13 protein-coding genes are annotated in these 13044 nt (G+C 71.1%); 11 read left to right on the top strand and 2 right to left on the bottom strand.

Going from position 1 to position 13044, the window contains the following annotated elements; translation table 11 throughout:
* The 8 genes from ACZ47G_RS20460 to ACZ47G_RS20425 all read left to right on the top strand — a co-directional run bounded on the left by ACZ47G_RS20460 (position 1) and on the right by ACZ47G_RS20425 (position 6886).
* A complete protein-coding gene (locus ACZ47G_RS20460) occupies positions 1-375 on the top strand; it encodes a peptidoglycan-binding domain-containing protein (protein WP_465744557.1) in 375 nt (124 codons plus the stop codon).
* A 240-nt stretch (positions 376-615) separates the two neighbouring features.
* Positions 616-1272 carry an HAD-IA family hydrolase gene (locus tag ACZ47G_RS20455; RefSeq protein WP_465744555.1) on the top strand — a complete coding sequence of 219 codons (657 nt, stop codon included), beginning with the start codon at positions 616-618 and terminating at the stop codon, positions 1270-1272.
* 124 nt (positions 1273-1396) lie between these two features.
* Entirely contained in the window at positions 1397-2605 is a 1209-nt protein-coding gene (locus ACZ47G_RS20450) for a helix-turn-helix domain-containing protein (protein ID WP_465744553.1), read from the top strand.
* Between the two features lie 180 nt (positions 2606-2785).
* Positions 2786-3337 carry a hypothetical protein gene (locus ACZ47G_RS20445; RefSeq protein ID WP_465744551.1) on the top strand — a complete coding sequence of 184 codons (552 nt, stop codon included), beginning with the start codon at positions 2786-2788 and terminating at the stop codon, positions 3335-3337.
* On the top strand, positions 3321-3752 hold the full coding sequence (locus tag ACZ47G_RS20440) for an ATP-binding protein (RefSeq protein WP_465744549.1): 432 nt from the start codon (positions 3321-3323) through the stop codon (positions 3750-3752). Before ACZ47G_RS20445 ends, ACZ47G_RS20440 begins: the two co-directional genes overlap by 17 nt.
* Positions 3753-3871: 119 nt before the next feature.
* Complete coding sequence (locus tag ACZ47G_RS20435; protein WP_465744547.1) at positions 3872-5107, top strand: SIR2 family protein; 1236 nt, start codon at positions 3872-3874, stop codon at positions 5105-5107.
* A gap of 104 nt (positions 5108-5211) precedes the next feature.
* On the top strand, positions 5212-6537 hold the full coding sequence (locus ACZ47G_RS20430; protein WP_465744545.1) for a UDP-glucose dehydrogenase family protein: 1326 nt from the start codon (positions 5212-5214) through the stop codon (positions 6535-6537).
* A 19-nt stretch (positions 6538-6556) separates the two neighbouring features.
* Positions 6557-6886, top strand: a complete 330-nt coding sequence (locus tag ACZ47G_RS20425) for a MazG-like family protein (RefSeq protein ID WP_465744543.1) — start codon at positions 6557-6559, stop codon at positions 6884-6886.
* A gap of 498 nt (positions 6887-7384) precedes the next feature.
* Here ACZ47G_RS20425 and ACZ47G_RS20420 read toward each other — a convergent pair whose 3' ends face one another.
* The gene (locus tag ACZ47G_RS20420) at positions 7385-10240 is read right to left on the bottom strand and encodes a DEAD/DEAH box helicase (protein WP_465744827.1); all 2856 of its coding nucleotides are present in this window, start codon (positions 10238-10240) and stop codon (positions 7385-7387) included.
* A gap of 243 nt (positions 10241-10483) precedes the next feature.
* On the opposite strand from ACZ47G_RS20420, the gene ACZ47G_RS20415 reads away from it, so the two are divergent.
* Together ACZ47G_RS20415 and ACZ47G_RS20410 are read left to right on the top strand one after the other, a co-directional pair.
* Positions 10484-10858 carry a hypothetical protein gene (locus tag ACZ47G_RS20415; RefSeq protein WP_188309638.1) on the top strand — a complete coding sequence of 125 codons (375 nt, stop codon included), beginning with the start codon at positions 10484-10486 and terminating at the stop codon, positions 10856-10858.
* A 63-nt stretch (positions 10859-10921) separates the two neighbouring features.
* Positions 10922-11275 (top strand): ArsR/SmtB family transcription factor, encoded by a 354-nt coding sequence (locus tag ACZ47G_RS20410; RefSeq protein WP_465744541.1) that lies wholly within the window; start codon positions 10922-10924, stop codon positions 11273-11275.
* Positions 11276-11282: 7 nt separating this feature from the next.
* On the opposite strand, the gene ACZ47G_RS20405 is transcribed toward ACZ47G_RS20410, so the two are convergent.
* A complete protein-coding gene (locus tag ACZ47G_RS20405) occupies positions 11283-12455 on the bottom strand; it encodes an aminotransferase class V-fold PLP-dependent enzyme (protein WP_465744539.1) in 1173 nt (390 codons plus the stop codon).
* 187 nt (positions 12456-12642) lie between these two features.
* On the opposite strand from ACZ47G_RS20405, the gene ACZ47G_RS20400 reads away from it, so the two are divergent.
* Positions 12643-13020, top strand: a complete 378-nt coding sequence (locus ACZ47G_RS20400; RefSeq protein ID WP_465744537.1) for a YrdB family protein — start codon at positions 12643-12645, stop codon at positions 13018-13020.
* The last annotated feature ends 24 nt before the right edge of the window (positions 13021-13044 follow it).

The raw sequence follows: 13044 nt of genomic DNA, 5'->3' as shown, positions 1-13044 counted from the left end.
TTGAACAGCGTCTCCATCAAGCGGCGCGGCGCGTTCCTGCTCGCGACCGCCACCCTGGCCACGGTCGGGGTGGCGGGTACGGCCCAGGCCGTGCCCAACTCCGGCTCGCTGTGGGTCGGCTACGGCAAGAGCAACACGTACGCCAGCGTCAAGTGTGTTCAGGAGATATCCAACAGCCTGCACTTCCAGACCGGTTACCACGTGGTCGACGAGGACGGCGCGTTCGGCCCGGACACCTACGGGGCGGTCGTCGCCCTCCAGAAGTGGGCGAGCCTGGACCCTGACGGTGTCGTCGGCCCGAGGACGGGTGACGTCATGATCGAGTCGACCAAGGACTACTACGGCTGCTACTCCTACCTGCCCACGCTCAAGTAGGGGCCGGCGCACAGCACGACCGGGGCCCGCACGTTCGCCGTCGAACGTGCGGGCCCCTTCGGGTATCCGGCTCAACCCACCGAGGAGCTCAGCCCACCGAGGAGTAGGCGATGATGCCGCGGCGCAGGAAAGTAGTCACGCCGGCCCCACCGTGTACCACGGCGGGGCCGGACGGTACGACCCGCCCACCGAGCCGGGTACCTTCGCCGTACTGCGACGCACCGAGAAGGGGAACTCATCATGGCGCAAACGACTGTGCCCGGCACGCCCCCGTCCACATACCGAGGTTTGATCCTCGACTTCGCCGGCGTTCTCACCATGGATGCTCTCGCCGTGCACCGCGAGTGGTGCGTAGGGCAGGGACTCGACCCCGAGGCCTGGCGCCGCACGCTGAACACGCACCCGGTCGTCCGGCAGCTCTACGCGGACCTTGAACGCGGCACCCTCAGCCAAGCGGACTGGAACCGGCAGACCGCTCCGCACCTCGGACTGACCGACCACGAGAACCTGATGGGCCGAGCGTGGGCCGGCGTCCGGCCCGCGGCCGACATGGTGGCCCTCGCCAAAGCCGCCCGGGCCGCCGGGTACATGGTCGCCATGCTGTCCAACAGTTTCGGCCTGGACCCCTACGACCCGTACGCGGCCTGCGGCGTGTGGGACCTCTTCGACGTCACGGTGGTCTCCGAGCGCGAAGGAATCGCCAAGCCGGACCCGGCGATCTACCAGCTGGCACTGGACCGCATGGGCCTGCCGGGCGAGGCATGCGTGTTCGTCGACGACCATCCGGTGAACCTGCCGCCCGCCGAATCGCTCGGCATCACCACGGTGCTCGCCGACGGCCAACCCGGCACCGCAGCCCGGGTGGCATCACTGCTCGGCATCGGCGCCCGCGTCTGACCGTGCAGGGTCCAGTTGAGGCCCAGCGCGTCAGCTCACACACTGGGCCTCCTCAACTACTCTGCCGCACCCCGCCCTACCGGGTACCGTCGCACGAGAGCCACAATCTGAGACGGAGTCAGCCATGACCCTGTGGGCAGAGCGCACCACGGCAGAGCGCGTCAAGATCCTGCGCGGCCGAGACGTGACGCAGGAAGGCTTGGCGGAGAAGTCGGGAGTATCCGTCGGCACGATCCGCAAACTGGAACAGGGTGGAAACCTCTCACTGCCGTCACTGCTCAAGGTAGCCGTCGGCCTCGGCACGGACGTGTCGGTGATCCTCGGCCAGCAGTCCCCGCGCCGGGGCATGGAGTTGGACGAACGCGCGGCCCTGCGGGCGGTATCGGCTGCTGTGCACGACACCGGCCTCGGCATCGGCACCGACGTGGAGCCCGGCAGCCTGGAGGACCTGCGGGACGCCACGCGGCGAGCCGATGCCGCATTCTGGAGCGGCCGCTACGTGGAGCTCGGCGCGATCCTGTCCGTCCTGTTGCCCGAGGCGCGGGCGCTGTTCGACGCCTCCGGGGCGGACCGGCGCGACGCCGCCGGCGGTGTCCTCACGGACGCGTTTCAGACCGCCGCCGTCATGGCCAACATTCTCGGCGCCCGGGACCTCGGGTACACCGCGATCACCCACGCCCGCAACGTCGCCGACCAGGTCGGTGATGACCTCCGGTCCGCCCACCTGATGGCGTCGCTGTCATGGATCTGCCTGCGCGACGGCCATACCTCCAAGGGTGTTCGCGTCGCCGAGCAGGCTGCCGCGAAGGTCGAGCCGCGCATGTCCGACAGCGACCCGGACCGGCTCAGCGTGTACGGGCAGTTGGTCACGAACGCCGCTGTCGCCGCGTCCCGAGGCGGGGCGAGCGCTGACACCGCCCGAGACTTCCTGAGCCAGGCTCGCGCCGTCGCAGCCCGAATCGGGCGCGAGCACGCCCGAGGCGATCAGGGCCAGCCGTTCGGGCCGTCCTACGCCGCCACGCAGGCCATGTCGGTGGCGATGGCGCTCGGCAACACTACCGACGCGCTGCGGCTGATCGAGACGACCCGTCTCGACCCCGACATGCCACTGTCCACGCGAGCCAGGTTTCACCTGGACATCGCACTGACCCGAACCGAGACCCGGCAATGGCAGTCTGCCGCCGCCGAGTTGAAGAAGGCGTGCTGCATCGCCCCGACGTGGGTTCGCCACCAGGCCCTTCCAGCGGTCATCACGGACCGAATCGCGGACGTGTCGGTATCCATGGCCCGAAGCATCGCGCAGGCCGCCGGCGTTCCGCTGGTGATCAGGTAGCACCACATCGGGGCGTAACAGCCACGAGCTGCCGGCGTTAGCCGCTGCCACGCCCCGTGGCGCCCGGCCGCCGACGCGGGCGCGGGTACCACGGAGCATGGCAGGCGGTGGCAGGCAACTTCGACGCCTACCACGACCCATGTATTCACTGAAAGTGATCGTTCGGTGACAGTGGTTCACATGACCAGCGCCACCCCCCAACCTGTCGGCCGCGTGCCCGTCGTCGTCTACATCTGCGCCGGTGACGTACGCCCCGCCGATATCATCACCGCCCACGTCCGAACCTTCGCCGAGGCCCGGCAGTGGACCGTGGCCGTGCTCGCGGTGGACAGGGCCCCCGCGCAGCCCCTGACGAAGCGGCCCGGCTGGCAGGCCGTGACCGACGCCCTATCCGAGCAGACGGTCGTGGGCGTCGTCACCTGGACCCGAGACATGCCCCACGACCACCCCATGGCCGGCCCGAGCCAACACGCGGCCGCCTTAGACCGTCTCGCCACCGCCCTGCGCGAACGCGGCGCATTCCTCGCCGCCGCCCTCCCCGACACCCTCGCGGAACCGCTGCGCCGCTCCCCCGGCGACCACTGGCGCCGACGCGAGCTCGCGTCCTCGGCCGCCGGTCCGTTCACCCCCCACCGCGCGGCCGGGCTCGGCAGCGACCCGAGGGAGACCTCAGGCCGATCCGGCCGCCCTCCGCACGCGCCGCATGGGACCAGCGATGACCGCCACTGTTGAACGGCCCCCACTCGCCGTCCCGCCGGCCCCGGCCACCATCCGGCTGCCGTACGCCCCGCAATCGGCGCGCGACGCCCGCCGCCTGGTCAGTGCCAAACTCACCGAGTGGGGCCTGCCCGACCTGGCCGACGACGCCGAGCTGATCATCTCCGAGCTGGTGGGCAACGCGGTGCGGACCGGCTGCCAGACGCACATGGTCGTCGCCGTACGCCGCCCCACAGCTGGCACCGTCCGCCTACTGGTCTCGGACGGCTCGGCGTCGCCGCCCCTGCGGATCGATGCCGGCCCCACCGCCGAGTCCGGCCGGGGCCTGACCCTGGTTCACCACCTGACGAACGGCAAGTGGGGCGTCCGACTCTGGCCCCGGGGCAAGGTCATCCACGCCGACCTTACCGTGGCGGACGACGGAGCCTGACGGCACCCAAGACTCCGCCCGGTGTCCCGGGCGGACCCGGCGTCGGCCGCGTGCACCCCCCGAGCAGCGCCCGGCACCTCAACCATCCTGATCGCGAACACCACCCGAAGGAGACGGCCGTGTTCCTGCCCTATCCCGTGATCGAGCAGTTGACCGACGCGCAGGTCAAGAGCTGGGAACAGCACTTCGCCGGCGATGGCCACGAGCGCCCCCGCTCCATCGAGGAGGGAATTTGGCGCCGCACGCAGGATGCCGCGAACGCGGCACAGTCCGGCTGGTCGGTGGACAACGCCGGGCGCCGCCGGGTCGTCCACTACCGCTACCAGTACGGGCTCGACTACACGTTCCCCGTCCCGCGCCTGGTCCTGTCGGACCTGTATCTGTTCCACTCCGTCACCGCCCCCGTCGGCGAGATCGCTGCGTACCTGCGGCAGATCGGCGTGTGGCTAGATCAAGGCGGCTGGCGCTCGAAGAGCGATGGCATGTGGGCAAAGGGTGACCTGCGCGTCAGCGTCGCCGATTACGACGACCACCCGCAGGACGAGCGCGCCGGACGTCTCACCCCGGCGGGCTTCCGGTCAGTCGACCTGTGTTTCATCTCGGAGGACTTCAAAGTCCAGCGGACCGTGCGAAATCTGCCGTGGGACGTCCTCGCGGGCGGCATGCGGGTCAAGGATCAGCGCGGAGAACCTACGGTCGCACCCGATCTCACGCCGATCCTGGACTTCCTGCCGTTTCAGGTCGAGGTCGGCTGCGGCACGTCCATCGAAGCCGGTATCCCACCGCTGCACCACCTGCACGAGGTGTATCGGGTCACCGACCGCCACGACAACGCCCTGACGCAGTCGCACGCCTTCACCCTCAGTCCCGCAGCCGACACGCTGGTGCCCGAGATGCTGCTCAGCGCGGGCACCAAGGCGCCCGATCTGGTCAGCATGTTTCGCACGTGCTTCGTCGCCGAGCCGACGGCCGCGCATCGCGCACTCAAAGCCCTGCACACCGCCGGACACCTGGTCGGCCCCGTGATCACGCACAACTTCGACACCCTCTCCGCGCGGGCCGGGCTGCCCGAGGTCTTCGTGCGCCGCTACGACCAGAAGATTCCCCCGGTGCCGCTACTGCCCGAAGCGCGGTCCCTGCTGGTCGTCGGCCTGCACGCCGACCGGCGCGCGGTCCAGCAACGCGCCCGGGGGAAGGGGATGCGCATCTTCTATGTGGACCCCGAAGGGCTGGTGGAGAACGGCACTTTCAAGTCCTACCCGATCGAGGGAGCCCGCACCGGCGATGTGGTCGTGCGGCAAGCCGCGATCCCGGCCCTGCTCAGGCTGTGTGAACTGCTGAACATCGCTATGTGACGGCACGTCATTTTCTCGGCTGGGACGGGGAGTTATTGAGGGTAGCGTCGCGATGGCGCACGCCCGTGCGCCATCGCGACCACTCCACTTCGACAAGGACCATGATGCGCGTCTCCGTGATCGGCTGCGGCCACCTCGGTATCCCCCACGCCGCCGGGATGGCCCACCTCGGGCACGAAGTCCTGGGCGTCGACGTCGACGCCGCCAAGGTCGACCGGCTCAACCAGGGCGAAGCCCCGATCTTCGAAGCCGGGCTGCCCGAACTGCTTATCAAGCACACCACCTCCGGGCAGTTGCGGTTCACGACCGGCATCGCCGAGGCCGCCGCGTTCGCCGACGTGCACTTCCTCGCTGTCGGAACCCCGATCGACGCCGACGGCCGCTCCTACGACCCCGGGCAGGTCTTCGGAGTCGCCCGCGCGCTCGCGCCGCACCTGACGCGGCCGTGCACGATCATCGGGAAGTCCACCGTCACCGTCGGCACCACCGCCCGCCTGACCCGGCTCGTGCAGCGCCTCGCCCCCGTCGGTGAAGCCGTCCACGTCGTGTGGAACCCGGAGTTCCTGCGCGAAGGCCACGCCGTCGACGACACCCTGCGCCCGGACCGGCTTGTAGCCGGCCTCACCAGCCCGAGCGCCGAGGCCGTCGTCCGCGAGGTGTTCGCCCCGATCCTCGCCGACGGCTGCCCGCTGTTCGTCACCACTCCTGAGACGGCCGAGCTGATCAAGGGAGCCGCGAACACCTTCCTCGGTCTCAAGGTCTCGTTCATCAACGCCGTCGCGGACATGTGCACCGCCGCCGGCGCGGACGTGATCACCCTGGTGCAGGCCCTCGGCATGGACCCCCGCATCGGCGCCGGCGGCATGCAGCCGGGGATCGGCTACGGCGGCGGGTGCCTGCCGAAGGACGTGCGCGCGTTCACCGCCTCCGCCGCCCACCTCGGCGCCGACGATGCCGCCGAACTGCTGCGCGCGGCCGAGCGGATCAACGAGAACCGGCCGCGCTCCGCCGCCGACCTGATCGAAGAACACCTGCAGCGGCCCTTGTACGGCGCGCGGGTCGCCATGTGGGGCGCCTCCTTCAAGGCCGGCACCAACGACGTCCGGGAGTCCCCGGCGCTCGCGCTGGCGTCACTGCTGCACACCCGAGGCGCACAGGTCACGGTTCACGACCCGCACGCGAACGACACGGCGATCGTTCGGCACCCGGAACTCGACTACGCCGACACCATCGCCGATGCCTGTCGGCAGGCGGACGCGGTCGTGATCGGAACGGAGTGGCCGCAGTTCCGCGACGCCGACCCCGCCGAGCTCCGGCCGCTGATGAACAACCCGCTGGTCATCGACCTGCGAAACATCCTGGACGCCGACCAGTGGCGCACCAACGGATGGGCCGTCCACCAGCTCGGCCGGCCGCAACCCACCAGGTAGACCCGAGAGGAACACCACGATGGAAGATCTCTTCGCCGCGATCGAGAACCTGTCGGCCGTGTGCCGTGCCGCCGGCTCCGGCCTGCCGCCGGAGGAACTGAAGGCCTTGCAGGTCGGCAAGGTCGGCGAGGAAGCGGGCGAGGCCATGCACGCCCTGCACGGCCTCAAGGGACTCACCACCTGCGCTGACGACCACACTTGGGCCGAGGTGCAGAACGACCTGACCGGCGCTGTCATCGCCGCCATGATCGCCATGCACTACATCGACCCCGACGGCTGGCACCGGACCTTCGCCGAGATCTTCCACCGCCGGACCCGTCGGGGCCGCGAGGCGGCACCCGCCGCGTGACTCTTCCACCCAGAGCGTCTAAAAGCAGGCGACCTGGAGATGTGACAGAGGAGTTGCGATCGGCGGCCTCGCTCGGGTCGAGCGAGGCCGCCGAAGGTCAAACGTCGCAGTCCAACTCCCCGCCCTGGAACGTGCAGCCGAAGGACAGAAACCACAGCGGCACGGCCTGATGCCGGTCTTCGAGGCCCTCGAAGACCGGCATCACTCGTCAAGATCACCCGCCCCTAACCGTTCTGCGCAGGAAGTCGGTTCCCTCTACTTTTGCACAGGACGTCGGCCCGGCCGACGTCCTGTGCATCGCCGGTCGATACACAGGGGGGGTGGGGGGGTGGGGGGGTGGGGGGGGGGGGGTGGGGGGTGGGGGGGGGGGGGTGGGGGGTGGGGGGGGACGACACCCAAAACCCCCCCCCCCCCCCCCCCCCCCCCCTCCCCCCCCTCTCCTGCGAGCCGCCAACGCCGAAGGCTTGGCGGCTCCCACCCCAATCATCGCCAGGAAGCTCAGCCCACCGAGGAGTAGGCGATGATGCCGCGGCGCAGGCCGTCGACGGCCTTGCGGGCGGTCTTGCGGAGTTCGGCGTCCCCGCCGGCCGCGTCCTGGATCTGGCCGAGGACGTCGATCAGCTGCTTGGTCCAGCGGACGAAGTCGCCGGCCGGCATGTCGGCGTCGCGCAGGACCTGGTCGAGGCTGTGGCCGAGGGCCCAGCGGTAGGCGGCCCAGGCGAAGCCGAGGTCGGGTTCGCGCTGGCCGACGCCCTCGGCGGTGTTGATCCGGTGCTGCTCCTCCAGGGCGTCCAGATGGCCCCAGATCCGGACCATCTTGCCGAGCGCGTCCTTGGCCGCGCCCTCCGGCACCCGGGGGGCGCCGGCGTCGTCGGACTGGCGCGACTCGTAGACCAACGCCGAAGCACAGGCTGCGAGTTCGGCGGCGGCGAGGCCGCTCCAGACGCCCTCGCGGATGCACTCGGAGGCGAGCAGGTCGAGTTCGCCGTAGAGCCGGCCGAGGCGCTTGCCGTCGTCGGTGACGGTGTCGCCCTGGAGGTAGCCGAGGTCGGTGAGCAGGCCGCAGACCCGGTCGAAGGTGCGGGCGATGGTGTGGGTGCGGGAGCGCATCCGGCGTTCGAGCAGTTCGGTGTCGCGGTGCAGCCGGTGGTAGCGCTCGGCCCAGCGGGCGTGGTCCTCGCGGTCGGAGCAGCCGTGGCACGGGTGCTGGCGCAGTTCGGTGCGCAGCCGGGTGATCTCCGGGTCGTCGGCGGCGGCCGCGCGGCCGCGCCGGAACCGCTCGGGTTCGAGGTGGCCGGCCTTGGTGCGCAGGGCGGAGGCGAGGTCGCGGCGGGACTGGGGGCTGCGCGGGTTGAAGGACTTGGGGATGCGCACCCGCTCGACGGCGACGACGGGGTACGGGAAGTCGATCATCGCGAGCCGCTTGACCTGCCGTTCGGCGGTGAGCACCACCGGGCGCGGGCCGTCCTGGTAGTCGGGGTGGCGCGGGCCGCCCCGGCCGGAGCGGCTGACCGGCGGCAGGCCCGGGTCGAGGACCAGGGCGAGGCCGGCGAACTTGCCGGTGGGGACGTGGATGACGTCGCCCGGCTTGAGCTGCTCGATGGACTCGACGGCGGCGGCGCGGCGCTGGCTGGTGCCCTCGCGGGCCAGTTCGTTCTCGCGGTCCTTGAGCCGGCGGCGCAGCTCCATGTACTCGTCGAAGTCGCCGAGGTGGCAGGTCATCGACTCGCGGTAGCCGTCCAGCCCCTCCTCGTTGCGCTGCACCTGGCGGGCGATGCCGACGACCGAGCGGTCCGCCTGGAACTGGGCGAAGGAGGTCTCCAGCAGTTCGCGGGAGCGGTGCCGGCCGAACTGGGAGACCAGGTTGACGGCCATGTTGTACGAGGGCCGGAACGAGGACTTCAGCGGGTACGTACGGGTGCCGGCCAGGCCGGCCAGCGCCTCCGGGTCGAGACCGCGCTGCCAGAGCACCACGGCGTGGCCCTCGACGTCGATGCCGCGCCGCCCGGCCCGGCCGGTGAGCTGGGTGTACTCGCCGGGGGTGATGTCGGCGTGGGTCTCGCCGTTCCACTTGACCAGCTTCTCCATGACCACCGAGCGGGCGGGCATGTTGATGCCGAGCGCCAGGGTCTCGGTCGCGAAGACGGCCTTGACCAGGCCCTTCACGAAGAGCTCCTCGACGACCTCCTTGAACCGGGGCAGCATCCCGGCGTGGTGGGCGGCGATGCCGCGCTCCAGCCCGTCCAGCCACTCGAAGTAGCCGAGGACGTGCAGGTCCTCGTCGGGGATGTCGGCGCAGCGCTCCTCGACGATGGCCCGGACCAGGGCGCGGTCGGAGTCCTTGTTGAGCCGCAGCCCGGAGCTGAGGCACTGCTGGACGGCGGCCTCGCAGCCGGCCCGGCTGAAGATGAAGGTGATCGCGGGCAGCAGCCCCTCGGCGTCGAGCCGGTCGATGACGTCGACCCGGCCCGGGGTCCAGACCCGCCCGGGGCGGCCGTTGGGCATGGAGCGGCCCCGGCCGCGGCCGAAGCGGTCGCGCGGGTTGCGGTCGAGTTCGGAGCGGGCGAGCCGGACGAGTTCGGGGTTGACCAGCTTGCCGGGGTGGCGCGGGCCCGCCTTGGGGCGGCCGTCCCGGTCGGGGTCGGCGAACAGGTCGTACATCCGGTTGCCGGCCATCACGTGCTGCCACAGCGGCACCGGGCGGGTCTCGGAGACGATGACCTTGGTACCGCCGCGGACGGTGTCCAGCCAGTCGCCGAACTCCTCGGCGTTGGAGACGGTCGCGGAGAGCGAGACGAGGGTGACCGACTCGGGGAGGTGGATGATGACCTCCTCCCAGACGGCGCCGCGGAAGCGGTCGGCGAGGTAGTGCACCTCGTCCATGACGACGTAGCCGAGGCCGTCGAGGGTGCTGGAGCCCGCGTAGAGCATGTTGCGCAGCACCTCGGTGGTCATGACCACCACGGGGGCGTCACCGTTGACGGTGTTGTCGCCGGTGAGCAGGCCGACCTTGGCGGCGCCGTAGCGCTTGACCAGGTCTCCGTACTTCTGGTTGGAGAGCGCCTTGATCGGCGTGGTGTAGAAGCACTTGCGGCCGGCCTGGAGGGCCAGGTGCACGGCGAACTCGCCGACGATGGTCTTCCCGGAGCCGGTGGGCGCGGCGACCAGGACCCCTGAGCCGGCCTCCAGCGTCTCGCAGGCCTCCAGCTGGAAGTCGTCCAGCGGGAAGTCGTAGAGCTGCTGGAAGCCGTACAGGGCGGTGGCCTGCTCCTGGGCCCGGCGACGGCTGGCCGCGTACGCCTCGGCGGGGCTGAGCTCCTGGTCGTCCTGGGGCTCTGGATCGGGGGTGTTCATCGCCGTCCGGGTGTGGTTGGTGTGATCTCGCATCTCAGCGAGAGGTTACCCGGGTGGAGTGACATCGATAGCACCGTTTTCCGCGCGAGGAGATCACTCCTCTCCCACATCCATAGTTGCAAATGTCTTCAAGTGATCAGGAGTGGATCAGATCCGGACGTCTGCGGTCATCTGCGGTGGAGTGCGGGAGTTGCTGCCTACCTTCGGGAGCCACAGCCACCAACTCACGGGAGGACCGCCACGATGGCGAACCTGGAGACGTCCCTCAAGGACGCCATGTCGATCGACGGCGCGATCGGCGTCGCCCTGGTCGACTACGGCAGCGGCATGGCCCTCGGCACCCTCGGCGACGGCGGCGAGCTGGACCTCAACGTCGCCGCGGCCGGGAACACCGACGTGGTCCGCGCCAAGATGCGGGCGATGGAGGCGCTCAACCTGCTCGACAACGAGATCGAGGACATCCTGATCACGCTGACCCACCAGTACCACATGGTCCGGCCGATCACGACGCCCAGCGGGCGCGGGCTGTTCCTCTTCCTGGTGCTCCACCGCAACCGGTCCAACCTGGCGATGGCCCGCCACCGGCTCAAGCAGATCGAGCTCTCGCTGGAGATCTGAGCCCGCCGCCACGGGGGACGACACGGGGACCGACACGGGGACGACACAGGAAAGGGGGGCCGCGTGACGGTAGCCGTCTACCAGGCCAAGGCCGAGTTCTTCCGGATGCTCGGCCATCCCGTCCGGATCCGGGTGCTGGAGCTGCTCCAGGCCGGACCGAAACCCGTCCGCTGCCTGCTCGCCGAGCTGGAGGTCGAACCCTCCAGCCTGTCCCAGCAGCTCGCGGTGCTGCGCCGGTCCGGCATCGTCACCGCCACCCGGGACGGCAGCACGGTGGTCTACGCGCTGGCCGGCGGCGACGTCGCCGACCTGCTGCGAGCAGCCCGGCGGATCCTCACCGGGCTGCTCGCCGACCGGGACGGGCTGCTCGCCGAGCTGCGCGCGGCGGGCGACACAGGTCCGGCGGACGGGCCTTGAGGCGCCGCTACTCCTTCAGCAGCTCCACCAGCCCCTCGGCCAGCCGCTCGTAGTCCGCCGCCCGGTTGTACAGCTGGCCGCTGACCCGCAGCACCCCGCCGTCGGGCCCCGGCCGGACCGCGACCCGGACGCGGTGCCGCCGCCACAGCTCGGCCACCAGCGCGCGGGACGACGTGTCGGAGTCGGCCCGGCCCTCCGGCAGCCGTACGGTGCGCATCCACACCCCGGGCGTCGCGGGCAGCGGCCGCAGGCCCACCCGCTCCACCAGCACCCGCTGGCCGTACGCGGCGAGCGCGGCGTTGTGCGCGGCGACCGCCCGGTGGCCCAGCTCGCGCAGCAGCTCGAAGCCGGCCGGGGCGGCCAGCCACGGGGTGTAGTCGCCGGTGCCACGCCACTCGACGTTGGCCGGGAAGCCCCGGTGGTGCTCCCAGGACAGCGCGAGCGGGCGCACCCGGGCCGTCCACTCGGGGCGGACGGACAGCACGCCGGTGGCGCGCGGGGCGAAGGCCCACTTGTGCAGGTTGCCGAACCAGAAGTCGGCGTCGGGGTCGACCGGTTCGGCCAGCATGCCGGGCGCGTGGGCGCCGTCCACCAGGGTGGTCACCCCGCGCCCGCGCAGCTCGGCGACCAGCTCCGGGGAGGCCACGGTCCGGGCGGTGAGCGAGGTGATCCGGTCCAGGACGGCGACGGTGGTGCGCCCGTCCACGGCCGCGAGCACCGCCTCCCGGACGGCCCGCTCGTCCGGGGCGTCCACCGGCACCTCGGCCACCACCAGTTCGGCGCCGGTCTCGGCGGCCCGGCGGGCCACGGCCTCGGTGACGGCGCCGTAGCCGTGGTCGGTGACCAGGATCCGGTCACCGGGGGCGAACGGGATGCTGTCCAGGGCGATCGCCACCGCCTCGGTCACGTTGGCGACCAGCGCCAGCCGGTCCGGGTCGGTGGCCAGCTCGGCTGCGATCCGTTCCCGGGCCCCGGCGATCCGGGCGGGCAGGTCGGCGAAGAAGAGGTCCGGATCCAGCTCCTGTTCGGTCCGCAGCGCCTCCTGCACCCGCTGCACCGGCAGCGGCACGGCGCCGTACGAGCCGTGGTTGAGGTGCGCGGCCTGCGGCGAGACGCTGAACAGGCCCTCGGCGGCGGGCAGCGGGGCCGGGGGTTCGGCGGTGCTCAGGTCATCGACCACGGCGGTACTCCCTCTGGTGATGGTGACGGGACTGGTGATGTGTGACATTTCATGGTCAGGCTACGGTCCGGCCCCCGTCCCGTACACGGCTTCGGGCCGATCCGTTGAGTTCCCGCGCGCCGGACTGGGAAACTCCGCGTGACCGCCGCCCGGCCCCGGGCGGCACCGCGAACGGGGAGAGCACGGAATGAAGATCGCAAGACCGGAACCGGTCGGCCGGCGACAGTGGACCCCGCTGACCGCGACCAACGCGGGGCTGGCCTTCGGGCTGGAGCTCGCCCTGCTGGCCTCGCTCTGCTACTGGGGGTTCAAGACCGGCTCCAGCCTGGCCACCCGGCTGCTGCTGGGCCTCGGCGCCCCGGCCCTGGCGGCCACCTTCTGGGGCCTGTTCCTGGCCGCCGGCGGGCCGACGTTCCGCCAACCGCTCGGCGTGGAGATCGTGCTCAAGCTGCTCGCCCTGCTCACCGGGGCGCTCGCGCTGCATGCCAGCGGGCGGACCACCCTGGCAGTGGTCTACGCGGTGCTGGTCGTGATCAGCGTGACGGTGGAGTACACCGTGCACTGACCCCGGACGGAGCGAAGGCCCCGG

The sequence above is a fragment of the Kitasatospora sp. NPDC030952 genome (assembly GCF_055571335.1).
The sequence above is the reverse complement of the archived record's forward strand: the minus strand, read 5'-3'. Positions and strand labels throughout refer to the sequence as shown.

What these genes read in the sequence shown, in the direction of transcription:
- ACZ47G_RS20425 (WP_465744543.1), top strand. Translation starts at nt 6,557, where the DNA reads ATGGAAGATCTCTTCGCCGCGATCGAGAACCTGTCGGCCGTGTGCCGT.
- ACZ47G_RS20445 (WP_465744551.1), top strand. Translation starts at nt 2,786, where the DNA reads ATGACCAGCGCCACCCCCCAACCTGTCGGCCGCGTGCCCGTCGTCGTC.
- ACZ47G_RS20450 (WP_465744553.1), top strand. Translation starts at nt 1,397, where the DNA reads ATGACCCTGTGGGCAGAGCGCACCACGGCAGAGCGCGTCAAGATCCTG.
- ACZ47G_RS20440 (WP_465744549.1), top strand. Translation starts at nt 3,321, where the DNA reads ATGACCGCCACTGTTGAACGGCCCCCACTCGCCGTCCCGCCGGCCCCG.
- ACZ47G_RS20415 (WP_188309638.1), top strand. Translation starts at nt 10,484, where the DNA reads ATGGCGAACCTGGAGACGTCCCTCAAGGACGCCATGTCGATCGACGGC.
- ACZ47G_RS20400 (WP_465744537.1), top strand. Translation starts at nt 12,643, where the DNA reads ATGAAGATCGCAAGACCGGAACCGGTCGGCCGGCGACAGTGGACCCCG.
- ACZ47G_RS20420 (WP_465744827.1), bottom strand. Translation starts at nt 10,240, where the DNA reads ATGAACACCCCCGATCCAGAGCCCCAGGACGACCAGGAGCTCAGCCCC.
- ACZ47G_RS20430 (WP_465744545.1), top strand. Translation starts at nt 5,212, where the DNA reads ATGCGCGTCTCCGTGATCGGCTGCGGCCACCTCGGTATCCCCCACGCC.
- ACZ47G_RS20455 (WP_465744555.1), top strand. Translation starts at nt 616, where the DNA reads ATGGCGCAAACGACTGTGCCCGGCACGCCCCCGTCCACATACCGAGGT.